Source organism: Curtobacterium sp. MCPF17_046, from assembly GCF_003224295.1.
In the GTDB taxonomy this organism is placed as follows: Bacteria; Actinomycetota; Actinomycetes; order Actinomycetales; family Microbacteriaceae; genus Curtobacterium.
The window spans coordinates 107440-130136 of the sequence record NZ_QKLB01000004.1; the positions used below are offsets into that span (position 1 = coordinate 107440).

A 22697-nucleotide genomic window follows, 5' to 3' on the forward strand; every position below is an offset into this window, starting at 1 on the left:
CAGAAGGGCCTCCCGGCCGGTGTGACGGGAGGCCCTTCCTGCGTCCGTCCGGCTACATCAGGTCCGCGATGGTCGCCATGATCGTCGGGTCGGCCAGCGTCGTCGTGTCGCCGATGCGACGCCCCTCGGCCGCGTCGCGGAGGAGGCGGCGCATGATCTTGCCGGACCGCGTCTTCGGCAGCTCCGGGACGATGACGACCTGACGGGGCTTCGCGATCGGGCCGATCCGCTTGCCGACCCAGGAGCGCAACTCGGCGGCGGAGGCCTCGCGGTCGACGCCCTCGGCCGCCTCGGCGGTGAGGATCACGAACGCGACGACGGCCTGCCCGGTCGTCTCGTCGGCGGCACCGACGACCGCTGCTTCGGCGACTCCCTCGTGCCCGACGAGCGCGGACTCGATCTCCGCGGTGGACAGTCGGTGCCCGGAGACGTTCATCACGTCGTCGACGCGTCCCTGCACCCAGATGTCGCCCTGGCCGTCGAGCCGGGCGCCGTCGCCGGCGAAGTAGCGGCCCGGGAACCGTGACCAGTACGTCTCGACGAAGCGGTCGTCGTCGCCCCAGATGCCGCGCGCCATCGACGGCCACGGCTCGGTGACGGTGAGGTAGCCGCTGCCGCCGGGACCCACGGGGGTGCCGTCCTCGTCCACGATCTCGGTGACGATCCCCGGCAGCGGGGTCTGTGCCGCGCCGGGCTTGAGCTTCGTCACGCCGGGCAGCGCCGAGATCATGATCGCGCCGGTCTCCGTCTGCCACCACGTGTCGACGATCGGGGTCCGGTCGTGGCCGATCACCTGCCGGTACCACTGCCACGCCTCTGGGTTGATCGGCTCGCCGACGCTGCCGAGCAGCCGGAGCGACTCGAGGCTGCGCGCTTCCGGGATCTGGCGACCGGCCTTCATCGCGGCGCGGACCGCGGTCGGTGCCGTGTAGAGGACCGTGACCCCGTACGCGTCCACGATGTCCCACCAGCGACCGGGCTGCGGCTCGTCCGGCGTGCCCTCGTACAGGACCTGCGTCACGCCGTTCGCGAGGGGACCGTAGACGACGTACGTGTGACCGGTGATCCAGCCGATGTCGGCCGTGCACCAGTAGACGTCCTTCTCCGGGTGCATGTCGAAGACGTTCCGGTGCGTGTAGGCCGCCTGGGTCAGGTACCCGCCGGAGGTGTGCACGATGCCCTTCGGCTTCCCGGTCGTGCCCGAGGTGTACAGGATGAACAGGGGCGTCTCGGCGGGGAAGGCCTGCGCCTCGTGGTCGGGAGCGGCGGCGGCGAACTCGTCGTGCCACCACCGGTCGCGCTCGGTCCAGGCGATCTCGTTGCCGCCGCGCCGCACGACGAGCACGTGCTCGACGCTGCCCGTGCCCTCGCCCTGCAGGGCCTCGTCCACGGCGGGCTTGAGCGGGGAGACGGCACCTCGGCGCCATCCGCCGTCCGCGGTCACGACGACCTTCGCGCCGGCGTCCTCGATCCGGGCACGGAGGCTCTCGGCGCTGAAGCCGCCGAAGACGACGGAGTGGATCGCGCCGAGTCGGGCGATCGCGAGCATCGTGACCACGGCCTCCGGGATGAGGGGGAGGTACACGACGACACGGTCGCCACGCCCGACGCCGAGACCCTGCAGCATGTTCGCCGCGCGCTGCACGTCCGCCGTCAGCTCGGCGTAGGTGATGGTGCGGGTGTCGCCGTTCGCGCCCTCGAAGTGGATCGCGACGCGGTCGCCGTTGCCGGCCCGGACGTGCCGGTCGAGGCAGTTCTCGGCGACGTTGAGCTCCCCGTCCGCGAACCACCGGGCGAAGGGTGCCCCGGACCAGTCGAGCGTCGTCGTGAAGGGCGTCCGCCAGTCGAGCAGGGCTCGGGACTGCTCCGCCCAGAACGCCACCCGGTCGGCGCTCGCGGCGTCGTGGAGGCCCTGGTCGGCGACGGCGTCCGCGACGAACTCGGGCGACGGTGGGAACGTCGTCGCGTCGTCGGAGGTGTCGGCCTGCTGTGGAGCGGCCTGCTGCGGAATCGTCATCGATGTCCTTTCGTCTCGTCCGCCCGGGACGCGGTCGGACCACCGAGGCAGACGACGACCGGGCGCAGTCGGAGACTACTCCCGACCGCGCTCCCGGCGGAGGACCCGGCCCGGTGCCGGCAGCGAGCGCCGTCCTGCGGTCCGGTCCGTCACCGCGGACCTGCCGGCGCGCAGCGGGACAGTCGATCCGCGCAGGTCCTCGCGTTCCGCGTCCAGGAGTGTCGGCGCATCCCCTTCGTGGGGTACAGTGTTCCCTGCCGGGCTCGTTCCCGGTGGCACCGGTCACGATTCCCCCCAATCACCCCGGTGTCCAGGCGGCACCCGTTCCCCCCAACAGGTGCCGCCTCTTCTTCTTCCCGGCCGGACCGCACGGGCGTGCGTCGGACGGAACGGGCGCGACGCCGCCGATCGGCAGCAGGACGCGGCCGACGTGGACAGACCGGTCGGCCCAGCCCCGTGCCCCACGCCGGTCTCGTCGCGCTCATCGGGACCCACTCGTCCCGGTCCGCCCTTCGGCGGACCCGCGACTTCTGGGCCGGATCGCTGCAGCACCCGGGCATCCGGAACGGGGTACGAGGGTGATCGTCGGGGTACAAATTGCTCGCGGTCGTGACGTCGGGCAGGGCTGTCCACCGGTCCGGCCGGGAGGCGCGGATCACCTGAAGCGCGTCCGTACCGTCGCCGCCATGCACCGTCATCGCGCTCCGTTCCTGCCCGGGTCTCCGCCTCCCCACCATCGGCGGCGTGCCGCGTCGTTGGTCGACTTCGAGGAGCTCGCGCCCCTGGTCGCCGACGACCGCGTGACGGACGTACTGGTCCTGGGCGGACGGGGCGTCTGGACCGACCGGGGCGCCGGGCTGGTCGTCGTGCCGGGACTCGTCCTGCCGGAGGACCGCGCCCGCGACCTCGCCCGTGCCCTGGTCGCCCGCGGCGGACGGCACGTCGACGAGACCACACCCTGCGCCGACGTCCGGCACGGAGACGGGATCCGTGTGCACGCGGTGCTCGCTCCGGTGTCCGTGCACGGGACGGCGATCTCCGTCCGGCTGCCACGTGACGAGCGACCCACGATCGACCGCCTGGCCGACCGAGGGTTCTTCGAGCGGGTGCCGCGCCGGCTCGTCGAGCGGGCCGTGCACGAACGGCAGAACGTGCTCGTGACGGGGGCCACCGGGAGCGGGAAGACCACACTCCTCGCAGCGATGCTCGCGCAGGTGCCGGCCGGCGAACGCATCATCACGGTGGAGGACGTCGCCGAACTCCGGGTCGACCACCCGCACGTCGTCGCGCTCGAGGCCCGGCAGGCGAACGCGGAGGGCGCCGGCGAGCTGGGTCTCGGTCGGCTGCTCCGCGAAGCGCTCCGGATGCGACCAGACCGGATCGTCGTGGGGGAGTGCCGGGGCGCCGAGGTCCGGGAGCTCACGTCGGCCCTCAACACCGGGCACGACGGGGGCGCGGGGACCGTGCACGCGAACGGCCTCGACGACGTCGCCGCGCGACTCGAAGCGCTCGGTGCGCTGGCCGGGCTCGGACCCGAGTCGCTCGCGCGGCAGGCAGCGAGTGCGTTCGACCTGGTGCTGCACGTGGAGCGCCGGCACGGGGTGCGGCGGTTGGCAGCGGTGGGCCGGATGCACGTCGACCGCGCCGGACGGTTGGTGGTCGCCGACGTCGAGGCCGTGCTGAGCCGGGCGGCGTCGAGCCGGGGCGCGCCGAGCCGGGTCGTGCCGAGCAGCGGGGACCGGGTGGCGGCACTTGGAGGCGCGAGGACGGGCGGGGTGGCCCGGATCGACGGCTGCGGCTCGTCGGCGCCCCGCAGCGGCTCCCGACCCGGGGGCGACGCTCGACGTGATGCGCGGCGGGTCGACGACGAGCAGTGCCGCCCGAGGACCGGCGGGGCGCACCGACGTCACCGAGACGGCTCGTGACGACGCACCGCGCGCGGACCGGTGACCGCGCCGGACCGAGGACCGATCCCCTCGGCCGACCGCTGGACCTCGCACGGACGCTGGACCGGGTCGCCGTGCTGGTCACTGCCGGCGTCCCACCGCCGCGGGCGTGGGTGCTCGTGACCGCGGCGGCAGCCGCACCGACCCAGAGGCGGTCGGACCCGTCCACTGGCCAGCCGGAGCCGCGCCGGGGACGGGCTGGACTGGTCCGACGCCGGACCCGTCCATCCCGCAGGACGGTACGAGGACGTGGCCCGGCGGGCGGCGGTCGCGGGTCGCGGGACCCCTCGACCGAGCGGGACGTCGAGGGGGTGCTCGCCGTCGCGGCCCGGACGGGGGCGCCGGTGGCACCGACACTCCGGGCGCTCGCAGCGTCCCTGCGCGATGCCGAACAGACGGCACGGTCGATCCGCACCGCGCTCGCCGGTCCACGCGCGAGCACACGGGTCGTGTTGACGCTCCCGGTCTTCGGGGCGCTGCTCGGGTGGGCCTGGGGTGTCGACTCGCTCGGTGTCCTGGTGGGCAGCCCGGTCGGCTCGGTCTGCCTGGTCACGGCGGTGGTGCTCGTCGCGGTCGCGCACCGGTGGACGCAGCGACTCGTGGCCTCCGCTGCGGAGAACGAGCCGATGCCGGGGCTGCTGCTCGACGTCTGGGCCGTGGCGCTCTCCGGCGGTGGCGCCTGGACCGACGCCGGCGCCACCGTCGACGCCGTGTTCGCCGACCGGTCCTGGCCGCAGCCGGACCGTGACCGGCTCGCGGAGACCCTGGCGCTCGCCGGACGAGCCGGGGTCCCGGCCGCCGGGCTCCTCCGCGCGTGCGCCCTCGACCGGCGGGCGGACGCCGCTGCCGAGGGTCTCGCGCGCGCCGAGCGGCTGGGGGTACGGCTCGTGCTGCCGCTCGGGGTGTGCATCCTGCCGGCGTTCGTACTGGTGGGGGTGGTGCCCGTGGTCGTGGGCATCCTCTCCTCCACATCGGGTGCCTTCGGCTGACCCCTCCACGGACGGTCGCGGATGCCGATCGCACGACCGGCGCCTCGTCGAGACTCGGACCACGGCCCGCTGGTCCAGCAACCGCGGGTCCGAGACCGTCCGGCCGGGACCGACGGGCCCGGATCGGACACACGAGACAAGACAGAAGGAAGGACACCACATGGAGAAGGACATCCCGAGTGCGGACCTGCCGCCGGCGGCGGCGCGACCGGCGCGTCGGAGGACGCGGCTGCGGGACGACGACGGGTCCGCCACGGCGGAGTACGCAGTGGTCATCCTGGCGGCCGTGGCCTTCGCCGGCGTCCTGGTCGCGGTGATGCGGTCCGGCGAGGTACAGGCCCTGCTCACCGAACTCGTCCGCACCGCGCTCACGCCGTGAGGCCGCGGCGGGCCCGCCCGCCCGCCGGCGAACGCGGATCGGTCACCGTCGAGTTCGCCGTCGCGCTACCGGTCGTCGCCGCCGTCCTGGCCGCGGGGATCGGCGGCGTGCGGGTCGTCGACACGCAGGGCCGTCTGCAGGCCGCCGCGGTCACGGCCGCCCGGGCGTTCGGACGCGGCGACGACGACGCGGGCCGCCGGGCGCTCCGGACGGCGGGAGCCGGGTCGTTCCGCATCGACCACACCCAGGGCTTGGTCTGTGTGCACGCCGGGCGGGCTGCGGGGAGGGGTCCGTTCGCGGCGCTCGTGCTGCGGGGGAGCGCCTGCTCGGTCGACGAGCGTGACCCGGCCGAGCACGACCTGGGTGACCACGTCGCGGACGGGCTGCCCGATGACGGGCCCGAGGGCGGCGGCCCGTCGTGACCCGGCCGATCCGGATCGCTCCCGGTGCCCGGTCGGGCGGAGCGGCGTGCCTGTCCGTTCGGTCTCGACCGTCGGTCGCCGGGCGGGCAGACGGAGGATCGGTGGCGGTCGTGCTCGTCGCGGTCCTCGCTGCCGTCTCGCTCGTCGTCGTGTCGGCGCTCGCCGCCGCCGGCCTCCGCGTCGCATCGGCACGGGCGCAGGGGGCGGCGGACACCGCGGCACTCAGCGCAGCGGCCGCGACGGTCGGACTGGCGCCGGGCCCGCCGTGCGCTGCTGCTCGCCGCTCCGCCCGGGCCGTCCGGGCCGAGGTCCGCACCTGCTCCGTCACCGGGGCCGTCGCGCGTGTCGCCGTCGTGGTCGGGTCCGGGCCGCTGTCCGTCGGGGCCGTGGCGGTCGCCGGGCCGCACGGCGGCGCAGACGCCTCGGCCGGGGCGACGGACATCGGCCGTGTCGTCCAGCCGGAGGTCGCGGACCACCTCCGGCTCCGCCGGGCATCCCCACCGGAGTGTGTATGGTGTGCCTGTCGGCCCGCCGGTCACCGAGTTCCCGGTCGACCCGGACGCATCCACGACGTCCGTCGGCTGACCAGCACCATCGATCAAGGAGACACGTGCCAGGCACGAAGAAGCTCGTGATCGTCGAGAGCCCCGCGAAGGCCAAGACGATCGCGCAATACCTCGGCGACGGATACGAAGTCCAGGCGTCCGTCGGACACATCCGCGACCTCGTCGAGCCCAAGAACCTGCCCGCCGAGCTCAAGAAGGGCTCCCTCGGCAAGTTCTCGGTCGACGTCGACAACGGGTTCGAGCCGTACTACGTCGTCTCCGATGCCAAGAAGAAGACCGTCGCCGACCTCAAGCGCGCCCTGAAGGACGCCGACGAGCTCTACCTCGCAACAGATGAAGACCGCGAGGGCGAGGCCATCGCGTGGCACCTGCTGCAGGTCCTGAAGCCCAAGGTGCCCGTCAAGCGCATGGTCTTCCACGAGATCACCAAGGAAGCGATCCAGCGCGCGCAGGAAGCCACGCGGGAACTCGACACCGCGCTCGTCGACGCGCAGGAGACCCGTCGCATCCTCGACCGTCTCTACGGGTACGAGGTCTCGCCGGTCCTGTGGCGCAAGGTCGGCCCGGGCCTGTCCGCCGGCCGCGTGCAGTCGGCCGCGACCCGACTCGTGGTCGACCGGGAGCGCGAGCGCCTGGCCTTCGTCTCGGCGAACTACTGGGACCTGACCGCCCGGTTCGAGAAGGCCGACGACGGGACGTTCACCGCACGCCTCGCCCGGATCCACGGGAAGCGCGTCGCCTCCGGACGCGACTTCGACGACCGCGGGGCGACCACGTCCGACGTCGTCCGGCTCGACGAGACGTCGGCGAGTGCGCTCTCCGCGGTCCTCGAGCGCGCCGGCGACGCGGTCGTCCGCAGCGTCGAGTCGAAGCCGTACACCCGCCGCCCGGCCGCGCCGTTCACGACGTCGACCCTGCAGCAGGAGGCGGCACGCAAGCTCCGCTTCTCCGCGCGGCAGACGATGAGCGTCGCGCAGGGCCTGTACGAGAACGGTCACATCACCTACATGCGTACCGACTCCGCCTCGCTCTCGCAGCAGGCGGTCTCGGCGGCGCGGAAGCAGGCGACCGCGCTCTACGGTGCCGACTCCGTCCCGGCGAAGCCGCGCTCGTACGCCGGCAAGAGCAAGAACGCGCAGGAGGCGCACGAGGCCATCCGGCCCGCGGGTGACACCTTCAAGACGCCGTCCCAGATGGAGGGCGTCCTGCGCGGCAACGACCTCCGGCTGTACGACCTCATCTGGAAGCGCACCGTCGCCTCGCAGATGGCGGACGCCAAGGGCTCGACCGCGTCCGTCGTGCTCGGCATCACCTCGACCGAACCGGTGGATGGCCTGGCGTCCACGGCGTCCGGCACCGACGTGGAGTTCACCGCGTCCGGCACGGTCATCACCTTCCGCGGGTTCCTCAACGCCTACGAGGAAGGTCGCGACGAGGAGCGCGCCGCGGGGGACTCCGCCGACGACGCCAAGCTGCCGCAGATGACCGAGGGCGACCACCTCGGCGTGCACGACGTCGCCGCCAAGGGGCACGACACCTCGGCACCGCCCCGCTACACCGAGGCGAGCCTGGTGAAGACGCTCGAGGAGCTCGGCATCGGCCGTCCCTCGACGTACGCCGCGATCATCTCCACGATCATGGACCGCGGGTACGTCACGCAGCGTGGAACGGCCCTCGTGCCGAACTGGATCGCGTTCAGCGTCGTCCGACTCCTCGAGGAGTACTTCGGCGACCTCGTGCAGTACGACTTCACCGCCGAGATGGAGAGCGACCTCGACCGCATCGCGAGCGGTGACGAGGACCGGGTCGACTGGCTCAAGGGCTTCTACTTCGGCGGCGACGACCAGCGCGGCCTCCGGACGGTCATCGACAACCTCGGTGAGATCGACGCCCGCGAGATCAACTCGGTCGAACTCGCACCGGGACTGACCCTCCGCATCGGACGGTACGGCCCGTACATCGAGACGCCGAGCGACGACCCCGAGAAGCCGCGGCGGGTGAACGTCCCCGAGGAAATTGCCCCCGACGAACTCACGCTCGAGAAGGCGCGGGAGCTCGTCGAGGCACCCGTGATCGGTGACCGGGTCGTCGGCATCAACCCGGAAACCGGCAAGGAGGTCCTCGCCAAGGACGGCCGCTTCGGTCCGTACGTGACCGAGCGCACCCCGGAGCCCGAGCCGACGGTCGACCCGGCGACGGGCGAGGTCCTGCCGGCGACGGCCGAGTCGGACCCGTCGGCGGCAGCGGAAGCCACCACGACGACGACCACCACCACGAAGATCACCACGAAGACGGCGGCCAAGGGGAAGACCCCGGCGGCGAAGAAGACGACGAAGAAGGCGGCAGCAGCCCCGAAGGAGCGCACGGCGTCCCTGTTCAAGTCGATGGACCCGCAGACCGTCGACCTCGAGACCGCGCTCAAGCTCCTCGACCTGCCCCGCACGGTCGGCACGGACCCGGAGTCCGGCGAGGAGATCACGGCGCAGAACGGCCGCTACGGTCCGTACCTCAAGAAGGGCACGGACACCCGGACGCTCCCGAGCGAGGACGCGATCTTCGACGTCGACCTGCCCGGCGCCCTCGAGTTGTTCGCGCAGCCGAAGTACGGCGCCAAGCGTGCCGCCAGCGCGGCGCTGAAGGAGTTCGACGCCGACCCGGTGTCCGGCAAGCCGATCAAGGTGAAGGACGGCCGTTTCGGTCCGTACGTCACCGACGGTGAGACGAACGCGACGATCCCGCGCGGCGAGGAGGTCGAGGCGGTCGACTTCGAGCGCGCGGTCCAGCTCCTCGCCGACAAGCGCGCGAAGGGTCCGGTCAAGAAGAAGGCCCCCGCCCGACGCGCCCCCGCCAAGAAGAAGTGACGCCGGACGCCGCCGTGTCCGGACCGTCGCCCGTCGCCGCCCGCGGGTGGTTCATCACCCTCGAGGGTGGCGACGGCGCCGGCAAGACCACCCAGGCCGAGCGCCTCGAGCAGTGGCTCGTGGACCACGGTCTGGAGGTCGTCCGGACGCGGGAGCCGGGCGGGACGCCCCTCGGGCAGCGCATCCGCGAGATCGTGCTGCACGAGCGTGGTCACGTCGCCCCGCGCGCCGAGGCACTGCTGTACGCGGCCGACCGAGCGCACCACGTCGAGACCGTCGTCCGTCCGGCACTCGCCCGTGGTGCGGTCGTGCTCCAGGACCGGTACATCGACTCCTCGGTGGCCTACCAGGGCGTCGCACGCGGCCTCGGTGCGGAGCAGATCCGGACCGTCTCGGCCTGGGCTGCCGACGGCCTGACGCCGGACCTCACCGTGCTGCTCGACGTCGACGTGTCCGTCGGACGGGCCCGGGTCGCCGCGGCCCGCGGCGACGTCTTCGACCGCCTCGAGTCCGAAGCGGAGACGTTCCACGAGACGGTGCGCGCGGCCTTCCTCGCGATGGCGGGGGCGGAGCCCGACCGGTTCCTCGTCGTCGACGCCGCCGAACCCGCCGACACGGTGCAGGGACACATCCGCGCAGCGGTCTCCGGCCTCGTCGGGGTCTCCTGATGCCCGCGAGCGGTCGGCCGTCGGTGGCGGCTGGGAGGATCGACCCGTGAGCGTGTGGGAGGGCCTGACCGGGCAGGAGGAGTCCGTGGCAGCACTGCGCAGTGCCGCGGAGTCGACCGACGGCACCGGGGGCATGACCCACTCGTGGCTCATCACCGGTCCGCCCGGGTCGGGACGGTCGAACGTCGCCGCCGCCTTCGCCGCAGCACTCGTGGGGAACGGTCCGGACGACGACCACACGCTGCGGCTCATCGCCGCGGGCACGCACCCGGACGTGTCGCGGCTCACCACCCAGCGGGTCATCATCACCATCGACGAGATCCGTGCGCTCGTCACCTCGTCGCACTTCTCGCCCTCGGTCGGCCGGTACCGCGTGATGATCGTCGAGGACGCCGACCGGATGACCGAACGCACCTCGAACCTGCTGCTCAAGGCGCTCGAGGAACCGCCCGAGCGCACGGTGTGGATCCTGTGCGCGCCGAGCGAGGCCGACCTGCTCCCGACCATCCGGTCCCGCGTCCGTTCGGTCCGCCTGCGCGTGCCGGGCATCGAGTCCGTCGCCGACCTCATCGTCGCCCGCACCGGCGTGGACCGGGTCCTCGCGACCGATGCCGCCCGGCAGGCGCAGAGCCACATCGGGATGGCCCAACGGCTCGCCACCAGCGAGGACGCCCGTGACCGCCGCCGTCGCACCCTGACGACCGTGCTCGGGATCCGGAGCGTCGGCGACGCCGTGAACGCGGCGGCCGCGCTGCTCGCCGTGGCGGACGAGGACGCCAAGGCGATCACGCTCGAGCGTGACGCCGAGGAACGCGACGCAGCGCTCCGGTCGCTCGGCGTGCAGCCGGGCGGGACGGTGCCGCCGGCGCTCCGGTCGCAGCTGCGTGTGTTGGAGGAGGACCAGAAGCGGCGCGCGACCCGGAGCCTCCGTGACGGGTTGGACCGTATCCTCGTGGACGTCTCCTCGCTCTACCGGGACCTGTTGCTCCTCGGTCTCGGCGCACCGGCGGAACCGGTGAACCTGACGATCCGGCACGAGCTCGAGCGGGCGCTGCCGTCCGTGCCGCCGGGCGCCGCGCTGGAGGTGCTCGACGCGATCGCCACCGCACGTCAGCGGATCGGCGCGAACGTCGCGGCCCTCCTGGCGCTCGAGGCCCTGCTCGTCACGGTGGCCCGCGCCGTCCGCTGACCGACGGCGCCGCCATCGGTGCGCTCGGGCCGTTTCCGCGCGTCCTCTCATGCCGCCCGCTGCGGTGCGCGTGCGAGGATCGTGCCCATGACCGATGCCGAACCGGGCCTCCGCGAGCGGAAGCGCCGCGCCACCCGACTGGCGATCCAGCAGGCGGCGCTGCACGTCGCGCTCGAGCACGGTCTCGTCGCGGTCACCGTCGATGAGGTGTCCCGCCGTGCCGACATCTCGCCCCGCACGTTCTTCAACTACTTCCCGAGCAAGGAACAGGCGATCCTCGGCGACGACCCGACGCTGCCGCAGGGGGACGAGGTCGAGGTCTTCGTCGCCGGCGGTCCCTCGGGCGACCTGCTGTCCGACCTCGGCGCCCTGCTCGTGCACTCGGCGCGTGAACTCGTCGAGGAGCGCGGTCTGATCGGGGAACGGCAGCAGGTCCTCCGTGCGAACCCGGAACTGTTCAGCCGACGGATGGCCTCGATGCAGGAGTTCCAGGCCGAGCTCCAGACGGTGGTGGAGCGGCGGCTCCAGCGCGAGGCCACCCTGAGCGGTGACGAGGCCACCGCGGACGCCGATGTCCCTCCGGCCCTCCGCCGACGCGCCCGGCTCGCGACGCTCGTCGGACTGGCGGCACTCCGGCACGCCTGGTGGGAGTGGTCCGAACCGGGGTCGGCGGTGCACCTGACCGACGAGCTGGAGCGGTCGTTCGACGATCTCGGCGCGCTCGTTTCGCGCTCGCTCGTCTGATCCTGTACAGTTGTTTCTCGTGCCGCTCCGGGTCATCCGGAGCGTCCGCCGCCTTAGCTCAGTCGGTAGAGCGATTCACTCGTAATGAATAGGTCGTCGGTTCGATTCCGACAGGCGGCTCTGTAAAAGCCCCGGTCAGGCCCTCAGTGAGAGTCCTCGATTGGGGCTTTTTCACGTCCTGGTACACACGACAGTGCACACAACCAGGCGGTGTCCAGCGGCCGGCGGCGGCCGTAACATCGCGCTCTCACGCTACGGACGGTCAAGCGCTGGTGGGCCAGCGCGACGAATCAGCCGCCCCTACCCCTATTTGGGGGGCAGACGACGGAGTCCGCATGGTGAGAGTGTGCAGGGACGTGATCGTCAATAAAAGGGGGCTTGGATTGGATGATTCAAAAGAGAAAGGCGAGATGCGATCAGGGCTGAGTCGCCGACAGATGCTGGGGTACACAGCAGCGGCATCCATGGCTGCGCTTGCCTTGCAAGGAACTCGCGCGTTCGCTGCGACGGCTGGCGGTAGCGCGGTTCGTGACTCGAACCTCTACAACCTCGCAGGGTCCATGCCCGAAGGTGGGGGCACTCGCGAGATGTCCAGGGCAGCCGCAACCGCAGCGTGGGGTGGCTATTCGAACGGGCAGATCCCGACCTCAGTGCTGCGGAAGGTGCCCGTCGTCAACGGCCAGCCGTACCTTCGTCCTGACGCTGCTGCGGCGTACTACGACTTCAACTCAGCGTTCGTCGCGAGGTTCGGACGAACTCTGACCATCACTGAGGCGTACCGCGATCTCGCACGTCAGCAGGCCCTGTGGAACGCCTACCAGAACGGTACCGGGAACCTCGCCGCTCAGCCCGGGACGTCCGTGCACGGCTGGGCATTGGCATGCGACTTCGGGAGCAACGTCAATGTCTACGGGAGCGCCGAGAAGAACTGGGCGAACGCGAACGGACCGAAGTTCGGCTGGCAGCCGAAGGGTGACGCGTTCGTCGAGCGCGAAGCTTGGCACTTCGAATACGACGGAAGCTACCAGGGGTCGGGGAGCGGCGCGGACAGAGCGACGGACGAGGACATGCGTCTCATCCAGTCCGGGGGCCGTGGGATAGCGGCGATCGGGCCGGGCTACTTCTTCCAGCTTCCGGAAGGGGAGTTCGTCACTGCCGCGACGAAGCTCTGGGGCGACCCGTACATCGGGAACGATCGCGAGTTCGACTTGTGGCGGGCAATCGTCCTGCAGGGAACCTCCGCGTGATCCGCGGAACTTGAAAACACTTCAACGAAGGAATCTGAATTATGAAGATCATTTCGTCGCCCGGCCGGGGCGAGGCAGTTGTCGGCCCCGGGTACTTCCGTGCTCTGAACGACGAGCAGCTCACCGCTGCGAAGAAGATCTACGGTGCCGTACAGACCGGTAACGATCGCGAGTTCGACCTCTGGCGAGCCATCTCGCTGCAGGGGACGACGGCAGCTGGGTAGGGCGCGACCCTTCCTGTGAGGGAGGACCCATCTGCACTCAGCAGCTAGGACGAACCCCTCGGTCCGAAGGCGGATCGAGGGGTTTTGTCCACGCTGCGGGGCCTCCGGCAAGCTCACCTGTAATCCGCACGTCGGAGGGCTTGAGGAACGCGACCTTCTTCGCGCCGATGGTGGGGATGATCCAGTTGCGAGTCACGGACTCGTAGGACAGGAGCGTGTTCGGCTTGAGGTTTGGCTTGCCAACCGTTTCGAGCCAGTGCGTCGCCCACTGCTCGACGACGGTCTTCGTGTCGAGGGTGGTGCCGTGCTGCTTGATTTGGTCCTTGATCGCGTAGAGCTTGCGGCGAGCGCCTCCTTCGTTTTCGACGTCACGACGCGCTGCCGGCGTCTGCCGCCCGGGTGGAAGCCGTCCTCGATCACCGCCCGCCAGAGTTTGCCGCCACGGATTGCGTAGAGCGCTCCGTCCCCCGAATCCCGCTTCCTCGGCACTGCAACCTCCTGGTGCACACATCAGTACACACAACCGACCGCAACTACATGTTTGCGGTTGCTAAGTCTGATGGTAGGCCGATCGCCTTTATTCCAGGGGCGAGTGGGGCGGCGCAACGGCCCTCGCCGCAGTACCAGGTCTGCCGCGCCAACCCACTCGTGATGAATAGGTCGTCGGTTCGATTCCGACAGGCGGCTCCGACCACCCCCTCGTTCCTCCGGGAACGAGGGGGTTCGTGCTTCCCGGGGCGGCCCGCGTCAGGCTTGGTCGCGGGCAGGGTCGCCGGCCGTCAGCCCCGTCACCGGCACACGTGCACGCGCGCCTCCCACGGACGCAACATCCCGGTCGAGCCCGGCTCCCCGAGGTTCCCGAGCACGAGGCCGCCCGTCCGCCCCGCGATGCCCGCGGGCAGGACGAGGTCCGACGACGACAGGTTCGCGACGACGACGAGCGGTGGGTCGTCCTCGTTCCCGGTCGACCCGTCGGGGAGTGCCCGCGTGAACGCCCACAGCACCGGGTGCTCCGGCTCGAGGAGCGTGAAGGTGCCGAGCTGCACGGTCCGCGACCGGTGCCGCAGCGCGATGAGTCGCCGGTGGTGTTCGTACACGGACCGGTCCCCGGCGGCGCGGTCCGCCGCGACGGTGACGTGCGGCCAGCCTTGCCCCATGCCGATCCACGGCTCCGCGGTCGAGAACCCACCGGCGGGCTCGCTGTCGTCCCACGGGATCGGCGTCCGGGCGTTGTCACGACTGCGGAACGCCAGTGCCTCGAGCGCCGACGCGGCCGACATGCCCCGGCCGACGGCCCCGCGGAACCAGTTCACCGACTCGACGTCGCGGTACTGTTCGATCGCGGTGAACCCCGCGTTCACCATGCCGATCTCGTCGCCCTGGTAGACGTACGGCGTCCCGCGGTGCAGGTGCAGCACGGTGGCGAGCAGCGTCGCCGACTCGTAGCGGAAGGCGAACGGGTCGTCCGCCTCCGCCCGTGCCGCCGCCCCGAAGCGCGACACCGGCCGCGGCTGGTCGTGGTTCGACAGGTACAGCGAGTTCCAGCCGCGCTGCTCGAGTCCCGTCTGCCACCGCGCGAGCGAGGCCTTCAGTGCCGGTAGGTCGGTCTCCTGCCGGGTGAACTTCGACGCCGGCGCGTGGTCGAGCCCGACGTGCTCGAACTGGAACACCATGTCGAGTTCGTGCCGCTCCGGGGCGGTGAACAGCACGGCGTCCTCGACCGAGACGCCCGGCATCTCGCCGACGGTGAGCAGCGCGTCCCGGCCGGCGAACACCCGGTCGTGCATCTCCTGCAGGTGCTCGTGGACCCGCGGCTGCATGACGTAGGCGTCGCTGTCGCCGGACAGGGCGTCGTCGTCCTTCGCGATGTGGTTGATCACGTCCATCCGGAAGCCGTCGACGCCGCGGTCGAGCCAGCGGTTCATCATGTCGTACACGGCGGCACGCATGTCCGGGTTCTCCCAGTTCAGGTCCGGCTGCTGCGGCGTGAACATGTGCAGGTAGTACTGGCCGGTGGCGGGGTCCCACGACCATGCCGGGCCGCCGAACGCGGCGCGCCACCGGTTCGGCTCGTGCCCGTCGACCGGGTCCCGCCAGATGTACCAGTCGTGCTTCGGGCACGTCCGGGAGCGGAGTGCCGCGCGGAACCAGGGGTGCTGGTCGCTGGTGTGGTTGACGACGAGGTCCATGACGAGTCGCATGCCCCGCCGGTGCACCTCGACGAGCAGCGCGTCGAACTCGTCGATCGTGCCGAACAGCGGGTCGATGTCCTCGTGGTCCGAGATGTCGTACCCGTTGTCGACCTGCGGTGAGCGGTAGACGGGGGAGAGCCAGACGACGTCGACGCCGAGGTCGGCGATGTGGTCGAGGTGCCGGCGCAGCCCGGCGAGGTCACCGACGCCGTCGCCGTTCCCGTCGGCGAAGCTCCGTGGGTACACCTGGTAGACGACGGCTCTCGTCCACCACGGTTCCGGTCCGGTCACGGCGCCTCCTCGCGTCCGGTCCGTGCGCTCGGCGCGCGGACCAACCACCTGTCGGACTGGAGGCCCGTCACCCGCCCGGTGCGGGCCTCCCGTCCGTCTCCTGGTGGACAGCACGGTACGCCGCACGTCCTGACCGAGCACGGACCGACGGGTGCTCGGTGCAGGCGACACCGGTCCGGTCACGGTGCGCCTGGTAGACAGGCCGCATGACCGTTCGATGGGGAGTGCTCGGGACCGGTGGCATCGCCCGGTCCTTCGTGGTGGACTGCACCGCCGCGGGGGTGGAGTTCGTCGCGGTCGGGTCCCGTACCGAGGAGGGCGCCCGTGCCTTCGCGGAGGAGCACGGCATCCCGCGTGCTCACGGCGACTACGCGTCCCTCGTCGCCGACGACCAGGTGGACGCCGTCTACGTGGCGACGCCGCACTCCCGGCACGCCGAGGACGCCCTCCTCGCGATCGCGGCCGGCAAGCACGTCCTCGTGGAGAAGGCCTTCACGATCACCGCGGCCCAGGCGCGGCGGGTCCGCGACGCCGCACGCGAGCGCGGAGTCCTCGTCGTCGAGGCGATGTGGACCCGGTTCCTGCCGCAGACCGCGATGATCCGCCGGGTCCTCGCCGAGGGGCGGATCGGGACGCCGCGGTTGGTCGAGGCGACCCACCACCAGGCCCTCCCGACCGACCCGCGGCACCGGCTCAACGACCCGGCGCTCGGTGGCGGCGCCCTCCTCGACCTCGGGGTGTACCCCGTCTCGTTCGCGGTCGACGTCCTCGGCGTCCCGACCGGTCTCGTGGCGGCCGGCACGCTCAGCGACCAGGGCGTCGACACCCAGATGGGGATCGTGATGACGCACGAGGGCGGTGCGCAGTCGACCGTGCACTTCGCGCTCGACGTGCGGAGCCCGAACAGCGCGTCGATCATCGGGACGGCTGGGCGGATCGACATCGACCCGACCTGGTACACGCCGACCACCTGGCGCATCCGGGACGCGGACGGGGCAGTGATCGAGGAGTTCGACGGGCGCGAGGAGCTCGCCGGCTACGCGCACGAGGCCCGTGCGCTCGAGGCCGCGGTCACGGCGGCGCCCGCCGGGGGCGGACCGGTCGAGACCGCGGAGCACGGTCCGGCCGGCATCGACCACACCGTCGCGGTGATGGCGGTCATGGACGAGGCACGTCGCCAGGTGGGCGTCCGCTACGCGGCCGACGACGCCGACTGACCGGCCGTTCCCGCACCGGACGGCCGGTCCCGCCCTGGAGGCCCGACCGCGCGTCTCGTAGGATCGTCCCGATGTCCGAGCAGTCACCCGAGCCGTCCGCCGGCGGTCCCGTCTCCCGTTCCGTCGCCGCGCTCCGTGCCTCCGCGAACCGCCGACCGGTCCCGTGGGCGATCGGCGGGCTCGTCGCGGTCCTCGTCGTCGGGTCCGGCGGCGCGGTCGCCGTGGGTGCTGCGAGCGGGGAGCAGCCGCGAGCCGCGGTGTCCGCCAGCGCCTCCCGGACGCCGACCGCCAGCGCGACGCCGACCGTGAGCACCTCGGCGTCCCCGGAGCCGACCGCAACCGTCACGCCCACCGCGAAGCCGACCCCGACCCCGACGCCGAGCGCCCGTGCCGCCGCGCGGACCTGCTCGATCGCCGGTGCCGCCTCCGTGAGCGGCCTCGGTCGGTTCGAGGGGTACGTGATGAACGCGACCACCGGTGAGGAACTGTTCTCCCGCGACGGCGGCACCCCGGCCCAGACCGGCAGCGTGATGAAGACCCTCACGAGCGCGACCGCACTCGCCGTGCTCGGCGGCGACCACACCATCCCGACGACCGTCACCGACGAGGGCGACGGCACGATCGCCCTCGTCGGGCACGGTGACGCGACCCTGTCGGCGGGCAACGGCACCGTCTACCCCGGTGCACCCACGCTGCAGCAGCTCGCGCAGCAGGTGAAGGCCCGCCTCGGCGACGCGCCCGTCCGGTCGATCGTCGCGGACGGCACGTGGTGGAGCGAGGCCGACGCCTGGCACCCCACCTGGCCGGTGAGCGAGCGCACGATCGGCTACCAGCCCGAGGTGACCGCGCTCATGGTCGACGGTGACCGTGCGAACCCGGCCGCCGCCACCTCACCGCGCTCCGAGGACCCGATCGGCCGGGCCGGTGACGCGTTCCGGACGGCCCTGGTCAACGCAGGGGTCGTCGGGGCCGCGACGGCACCGGTCACGAAGCGCGCGACGACCTCGCAGGCCACGATCGCGCAGGTGCAGTCGCAGCCGGTCTCGACGCTCATCGGGCAGATGATCCCGAACTCGGACAACACCCTCGCCGAGATGCTCGCGCGGGTGTCCTCGAAGGAGGCCGGTGCGGGTGGGACCGCGGCGTCGCTCACCGGGGTGTACGCCTCGGCCCTGCGCGGCTACGGCGTCGACCCGGCGGGCATCACGATCATCGACGGGTCCGGTGAGAGCGCGGCCAACGCCGTGTCGCCGTCCTTCGTCGCCCACCTCATGGTCCCGGTGACCCGGGGTGAGCGAGGGCTCGGGACGCTCGCATCGGTCCTGCCGGTGTCCGGCGTCTCGGGCACGCTGTCGAGCCGCTTCACGGGGGCGAACGCCGACGCCCGGGGCAAGGTCCACGCCAAGACCGGGTGGATCGACAGTGCGAACACCCTGGGCGGCTTCATCGACGCCGCGGACGGCACGAAGCTGACGTTCGCGTTCTACGCCATCGGGTCATCGCGGGCCGCCGCGTTGCCGGCGCTCGACGCCGTGACGGCCGCCGCCTACCGCTGCGGCGGGTCCCTCGCCGCCTCCTGACCGGCGCTCGCTGCATCCTGACCTCGGCGTACCTGGCCGGACGGGTGCTCCGTCAACGGGTGCTCTGGCGCCAGGTGTTGGATGGGGTCATGGCTCGGGCACTGCTCATCATCGACGTCCAGAACGACTTCACCGAGGGCGGCGCGCTCGCGGTCGACGGGGGAGCGGCGGTGGCCGGACGGATCACCGCCTTCCTCCGACGGCACGCCGACGAGTACGACCTCGTCGTCGCCTCCCGCGACTGGCACGACGCCACCGGGGACAACGGCGGGCACTTCGCCGGCCCGGACGGCCCCGACTTCCGGACGACCTGGCCGGTGCACTGCGTGGCCGACACCCCGGGCGCCGAGTACCACCCGGCGCTCGACCTGTCCGCCGTGGACGTGCACGTGCGGAAGGGGCAGGGCGAGCCGGCCTACTCGGCGTTCGAGGGGACGACCGACACGGGCGCGGACCTGGTGGACGTCTTCTTCGACCGCGAGGTCCACGCCGTCGACGTCGTCGGCATCGCCACCGACCACTGCGTGCGGGCCTCGGCGCTCGACGGCGTGCACGCCGGCCTGGACGTGTTCGTGTACGAGGACCTCGTCGTCGGCGTCGACCGCGCGGCCAGCGAGGCGGCGCTCGAGGAGGTCCGGGACGAGGGCGGCCACACCGGACGCAGTGACATGGACGAAGGGCGGCAGCGCCCGGGAGGAGCGGTCCTGTGACCGACACGACCGACACGACCGACACGACCGACACGACCGTCACGACCGTCGCCGACGAGCACGTCAGCGTCCCCGGCGTCCCCACCGGCCTGTTCATCGGGGGCTCCTGGCGACCGGCCTCGGGCGGCGCGACGTTCGACGTCCGCGACCCGTCGACCGGCGCCGTCCTCGCGAGCGTGGCCGACGCCACACCGGAGGACGGCATCGCCGCGCTCGACGCCGCGGTCGCCGCACAGGAGGAGTGGGCCGCCACCGCCCCGCGCCGCCGCTCGGACCTGCTCCGCCGCGCCTTCGACCTCGTGCACGAGCACGCCGACGACATCGCCGCGGTGATGACGCTCGAGATGGGCAAGCCCCTCGCCGAGTCGCACGGCGAGGTCGTCTACGGCGCCGAGTTCCTCCGCTGGTTCTCCGAGGAGGCCGTCCGCATCGGCGGCGACTACCGGACGAACCCGGAGGGCACCGGTCGTGGCATCGTGCTGAAGCGCCCGGTCGGTCCGGTCTACGCGATCACCCCGTGGAACTTCCCGCTCGCGATGGCGACCCGGAAGATCGCACCGGCCCTCGCCGCCGGCTGCACGGTCGTGCTGAAGCCCGCCGACCTCACCCCGCTGACGACCCTGTACCTCGTCGAGCTGTTCCGCCGGGCCGGACTGCCGGACGGCGTGCTCAACGTCGTGCCGTCCTCGGACGCGAAGGCACTGTCCGCACCGGTCATCGCGGACCGTCGACTCCGGAAGCTCACCTTCACCGGCTCGACGCCGGTCGGGTCCGCGCTCCTCAAGCAGGCGGCCGACACCGTGCTGAAGACGAGCATGGAGCTCGGCGGCAACGCTCCGCTGCTCGTGTTCGACGACGCCGACGTGGACCGTGCGGTGGACGCCGCCATGCAGGCCAAGTTCCGGAACGTCGGGGAGGCCTGCACCGCCGCGAACCGGTTCTTCGTGCAGGAGGGCATCGCGGACGCGTTCACGGCGGCCCTGACCGGACGGATCGAGGCACTCCGCATCGGGCGCGGGACCGAGGACGGCACCGACATCGGACCGCTCATCGACGGCCGGGCCGTCGACAAGGCGGCCGGGCTCGTCGACGACGCCGTCGAGCGTGGCGCCACGTTGGTGACGGGTGGTCGGCGGGTCGATCGTGCGGGCACGTACTACGCGCCGACGCTCCTCGACGACGTCCAGCCGGGGTCGGACATCCTGACGACCGAGATCTTCGGGCCCGTCGTCTCGATCACGCGGTTCACCACCGAGGAGGAGGGCATCCGGCTCGCGAACGACACCGAGTACGGGCTCGTCGCCTACGCCTTCACCGAGGACATGCGGCGCGGGCAGCGCCTGGCCGAGCGGTTGGAGACGGGCATGCTCGGCTGGAACACCGGCGTGGTGTCGAACGCCGCGTTCCCGTTCGGCGGCGTCAAGGCGTCTGGCCTGGGCCGCGAGGGCTCGCACGAGGGCCTCGAGGAGTACCTGGAGACCGTGTACGTGCTCACCCCGGACCCCTTCGCCGCCTGACCCTGCGGGGCGGGGCGGGGCGGGGCGGGGCGCTCAGACCAGCAGCTGGTGCTTCGCCAGGTCGCGGTAGAGCGGGGTGCTCTGCACCAGCTCGGAGTGCGTGCCGATGCCGACGACGCGGCCGTGCTCGAGCACGACGATGACGTCGGAGTCCACGACGGTCGACAGCCGGTGCGCGATGACGAGCAGCGTCCGGTCCTCGGCCACCGCGTCGATCGCCAGCCGCATCTTCTGCTCGTTCACCCCGTCGAGCGAGGACGTCGACTCGTCGAGCAGCAGGATCGGGGGAGCGGCGAGGAGCGCTCGGGCGATCGCGAGCCGCTGGCGTTCACCGCCGGAGAGCATCACGCCGTCCTCGCCGACCTGCGCGTCGAGTCCGCGCGGGTCGCGGTGGAGCACGTCGCCGAGGTTGACCGCCTCGAGCACCCGGACGCACTCGGACTCCGGGGCGTCCGGCGAGCCGAGCAGCAGGTTCGCGCGGATGGTGCCGGCGAGCACCGGGGCGTCCTGTTCGACGTAGCCGATCTGGGCACGGAGCTCGGCCCGGTCGAGGCCGCGGACGTCGAGCCCGCCGAGGCGGATGACGCCCTCGGTGGGGTCGTAGAAGCGCTCGATGAGGGCCAGGGTCGTGGACTTCCCGGCGCCCGACGGTCCGACGAGGGCGACCCGGGTGCCACGGGGCACGCTGAACGACACGTCGTGCAGGACGGCCTGTTCGCCGGTGCCGGCGGTCGGAGCGGGGGCACTGACGTCCCCCGACCCGGCCGCGCCGTCCGACCCCACGGCGTCCGGTGTCGCGGCGTAGCGGAACGTGACGTGCTCGAAGGTGATGGCGTCGTCGGTCGCGACCGCGGCGGCGGGGTGGACGGCAGCGTCGTCCTGGTCCTCGGTCGGCAGGTGGAGGATCTCCTCGATGCGTCCGAGCGCGCCGAGGGCCTGCGCCACGGCGACGACCGCGCCGAGCGCCTGCCCGAGCGGCATGATCATCATGAAGAGCAGCAGGATGAACGTGATGAGGGTGGCGATCGTGATCGTCCCCGCCGCCACCTGCGCGCCGCCGATGCCGAGCACCGCGATGAACGCGACCTGCATGACGATGCTCGCGACCGGGACGACGAAGGCGGACATGCGCGCGATGACGAGCCCACGGCGGTAGGCCTCGGTGGCGTGTGCGTCGACCTCGCTGACCTCGCGGGCGGTGGCCCCGGCGGCGCGGATGGTCCGGACGGCGCCGATGCCCCGCTCGACCGCCGCCGTCAGGTCGCCGACCTTCTCCTGCGCGGCCTTCGAGGCGACCCGGATGCGCCGGCTGAGGCCGCCGACGACGACGACCGCGACGATGACGATCACGACGACCACGACGAGCAGCAGCGGGTCGATGACGGCCATCGCGACGACCGCGCCGACGAAGGTGAGGGCACCGCCGATCGACTCGATGAGGCCCTGGGTCAGGACGGCGCGGAGGAGCGTGGTGTCGCTGCCGACGCGGGACACCAGGTCGCCGGTGCGGCGGACGTCGAACTCCGAGATCGGCAGGCTGAGGATGCGGGCGATGAGCTTCCGCCGTGTCGACAGCACGACGCCCTCTCCGGCGCGCTGGAGCAGGAAGTGCTGCACACCGTTCAGGACGCCGGCGACGAGCACGAGGACGACGAGCGCCCACACGAGCGTCGACATGCCGGTGCCCTGCTGGACCGCCGTGACGACCTGGTTGACGAGCAGCGGCTGGGCGAGGGACGCCGCGGCACCGAGGATGCTCAGCACGATGATGACGACCATCGCCGGCTTGTTCTCGAACAGGTAGGACAGCAGGCGGCCGAAGGTGGCACGGGGCCCGTCGGTCGGCTTCGGGCGTGCGAACGGGTTGCTCATCGTGCGTCGATTCTCTCACCGCTGCACCGACAGACGGACGGGAGGCTGTCCCCGGTCCGGTGGGCA

The 22697-nt window shown here is 72.1% G+C and carries 18 protein-coding genes and 1 tRNA gene; 15 read left to right on the forward strand and 4 right to left on the reverse strand.

Annotated features, from left to right (window positions below):
- Positions 1-52: 52 nt before the first annotated feature.
- Positions 53-2017: an acetate--CoA ligase gene (gene acs / locus DEJ32_RS05210; protein WP_110900525.1), complete on the reverse strand. Its 1965-nt coding sequence runs from the start codon at positions 2015-2017 to the stop codon at positions 53-55.
- 686 nt (positions 2018-2703) lie between these two features.
- Between acs and DEJ32_RS05215 the strand changes: the two genes are divergently transcribed.
- From DEJ32_RS05215 to DEJ32_RS05270, 11 genes are all read left to right on the forward strand, one after another.
- A complete protein-coding gene (locus DEJ32_RS05215) occupies positions 2704-3942 on the forward strand; it encodes a CpaF family protein (protein ID WP_110900526.1) in 1239 nt (412 codons plus the stop codon).
- Positions 3943-4307: 365 nt separating this feature from the next.
- Positions 4308-4952 carry a type II secretion system F family protein gene (locus tag DEJ32_RS15970; protein WP_146234078.1) on the forward strand — a complete coding sequence of 215 codons (645 nt, stop codon included), beginning with the start codon at positions 4308-4310 and terminating at the stop codon, positions 4950-4952.
- A gap of 160 nt (positions 4953-5112) precedes the next feature.
- On the forward strand, positions 5113-5331 hold the full coding sequence (locus tag DEJ32_RS05225) for a DUF4244 domain-containing protein (protein WP_110889990.1): 219 nt from the start codon (positions 5113-5115) through the stop codon (positions 5329-5331).
- On the forward strand, positions 5328-5753 hold the full coding sequence (locus DEJ32_RS05230; protein WP_110900528.1) for a TadE/TadG family type IV pilus assembly protein: 426 nt from the start codon (positions 5328-5330) through the stop codon (positions 5751-5753). The genes DEJ32_RS05225 and DEJ32_RS05230 overlap by 4 nt, the downstream gene beginning before the upstream one ends.
- A 610-nt stretch (positions 5754-6363) precedes the next feature.
- Complete coding sequence (gene topA, locus DEJ32_RS05240; protein ID WP_110900530.1) at positions 6364-9180, forward strand: type I DNA topoisomerase; 2817 nt, start codon at positions 6364-6366, stop codon at positions 9178-9180.
- Positions 9177-9848, forward strand: coding sequence for a dTMP kinase (gene tmk, locus DEJ32_RS05245; RefSeq protein WP_258368294.1), 672 nt, complete (start codon positions 9177-9179; stop codon positions 9846-9848). Before topA ends, tmk begins: the two co-directional genes overlap by 4 nt.
- 46 nt (positions 9849-9894) lie before the next feature.
- The gene (locus DEJ32_RS05250; protein ID WP_110900531.1) at positions 9895-11037 is read left to right on the forward strand and encodes a DNA polymerase III subunit delta'; all 1143 of its coding nucleotides are present in this window, start codon (positions 9895-9897) and stop codon (positions 11035-11037) included.
- Positions 11038-11124: 87 nt separating this feature from the next.
- Positions 11125-11781, forward strand: a complete 657-nt coding sequence (locus DEJ32_RS05255) for a TetR/AcrR family transcriptional regulator (protein ID WP_110900532.1) — start codon at positions 11125-11127, stop codon at positions 11779-11781.
- Between the two features lie 47 nt (positions 11782-11828).
- A tRNA-Thr gene (locus tag DEJ32_RS05260) sits at positions 11829-11901 on the forward strand.
- Between the two features lie 542 nt (positions 11902-12443).
- A complete protein-coding gene (locus DEJ32_RS16165; RefSeq protein WP_181420585.1) occupies positions 12444-13028 on the forward strand; it encodes a D-alanyl-D-alanine carboxypeptidase family protein in 585 nt (194 codons plus the stop codon).
- A 41-nt stretch (positions 13029-13069) separates the two neighbouring features.
- Positions 13070-13252: a hypothetical protein gene (locus DEJ32_RS05270; RefSeq protein ID WP_110900534.1), complete on the forward strand. Its 183-nt coding sequence runs from the start codon at positions 13070-13072 to the stop codon at positions 13250-13252.
- A gap of 37 nt (positions 13253-13289) precedes the next feature.
- On the opposite strand, the gene DEJ32_RS05275 is transcribed toward DEJ32_RS05270, so the two are convergent.
- Together DEJ32_RS05275 and DEJ32_RS05280 are read right to left on the reverse strand one after the other, a co-directional pair.
- Positions 13290-13763, reverse strand: coding sequence for an N-terminal phage integrase SAM-like domain-containing protein (locus DEJ32_RS05275; protein WP_110900535.1), 474 nt, complete (start codon positions 13761-13763; stop codon positions 13290-13292).
- A gap of 277 nt (positions 13764-14040) precedes the next feature.
- Positions 14041-15735 carry an alpha-glucosidase gene (locus DEJ32_RS05280; RefSeq protein WP_110900536.1) on the reverse strand — a complete coding sequence of 565 codons (1695 nt, stop codon included), beginning with the start codon at positions 15733-15735 and terminating at the stop codon, positions 14041-14043.
- A gap of 206 nt (positions 15736-15941) precedes the next feature.
- Here DEJ32_RS05280 and DEJ32_RS05285 point away from each other — a divergent pair, with 206 nt between their 5' ends.
- The 4 genes from DEJ32_RS05285 (at position 15942) to DEJ32_RS05300 (ending at position 20759) form a co-directional block, all read left to right on the forward strand.
- Entirely contained in the window at positions 15942-16952 is a 1011-nt protein-coding gene (locus DEJ32_RS05285; RefSeq protein ID WP_110900537.1) for a Gfo/Idh/MocA family protein, read from the forward strand.
- 71 nt (positions 16953-17023) lie between these two features.
- On the forward strand, positions 17024-18532 hold the full coding sequence (gene dacB / locus DEJ32_RS05290; protein ID WP_110900538.1) for a D-alanyl-D-alanine carboxypeptidase/D-alanyl-D-alanine-endopeptidase: 1509 nt from the start codon (positions 17024-17026) through the stop codon (positions 18530-18532).
- 89 nt (positions 18533-18621) lie between these two features.
- Complete coding sequence (locus DEJ32_RS05295) at positions 18622-19242, forward strand: isochorismatase family protein (RefSeq protein WP_110900539.1); 621 nt, start codon at positions 18622-18624, stop codon at positions 19240-19242.
- Entirely contained in the window at positions 19239-20759 is a 1521-nt protein-coding gene (locus DEJ32_RS05300) for an NAD-dependent succinate-semialdehyde dehydrogenase (protein WP_110900540.1), read from the forward strand. Before DEJ32_RS05295 ends, DEJ32_RS05300 begins: the two co-directional genes overlap by 4 nt.
- A gap of 33 nt (positions 20760-20792) precedes the next feature.
- Here the strand turns inward: DEJ32_RS05300 and DEJ32_RS05305 are convergent, their stop codons facing one another.
- Entirely contained in the window at positions 20793-22631 is a 1839-nt protein-coding gene (locus DEJ32_RS05305; RefSeq protein ID WP_110900541.1) for an ABC transporter ATP-binding protein, read from the reverse strand.
- Between the last annotated feature and the right edge of the window lie 66 nt (positions 22632-22697).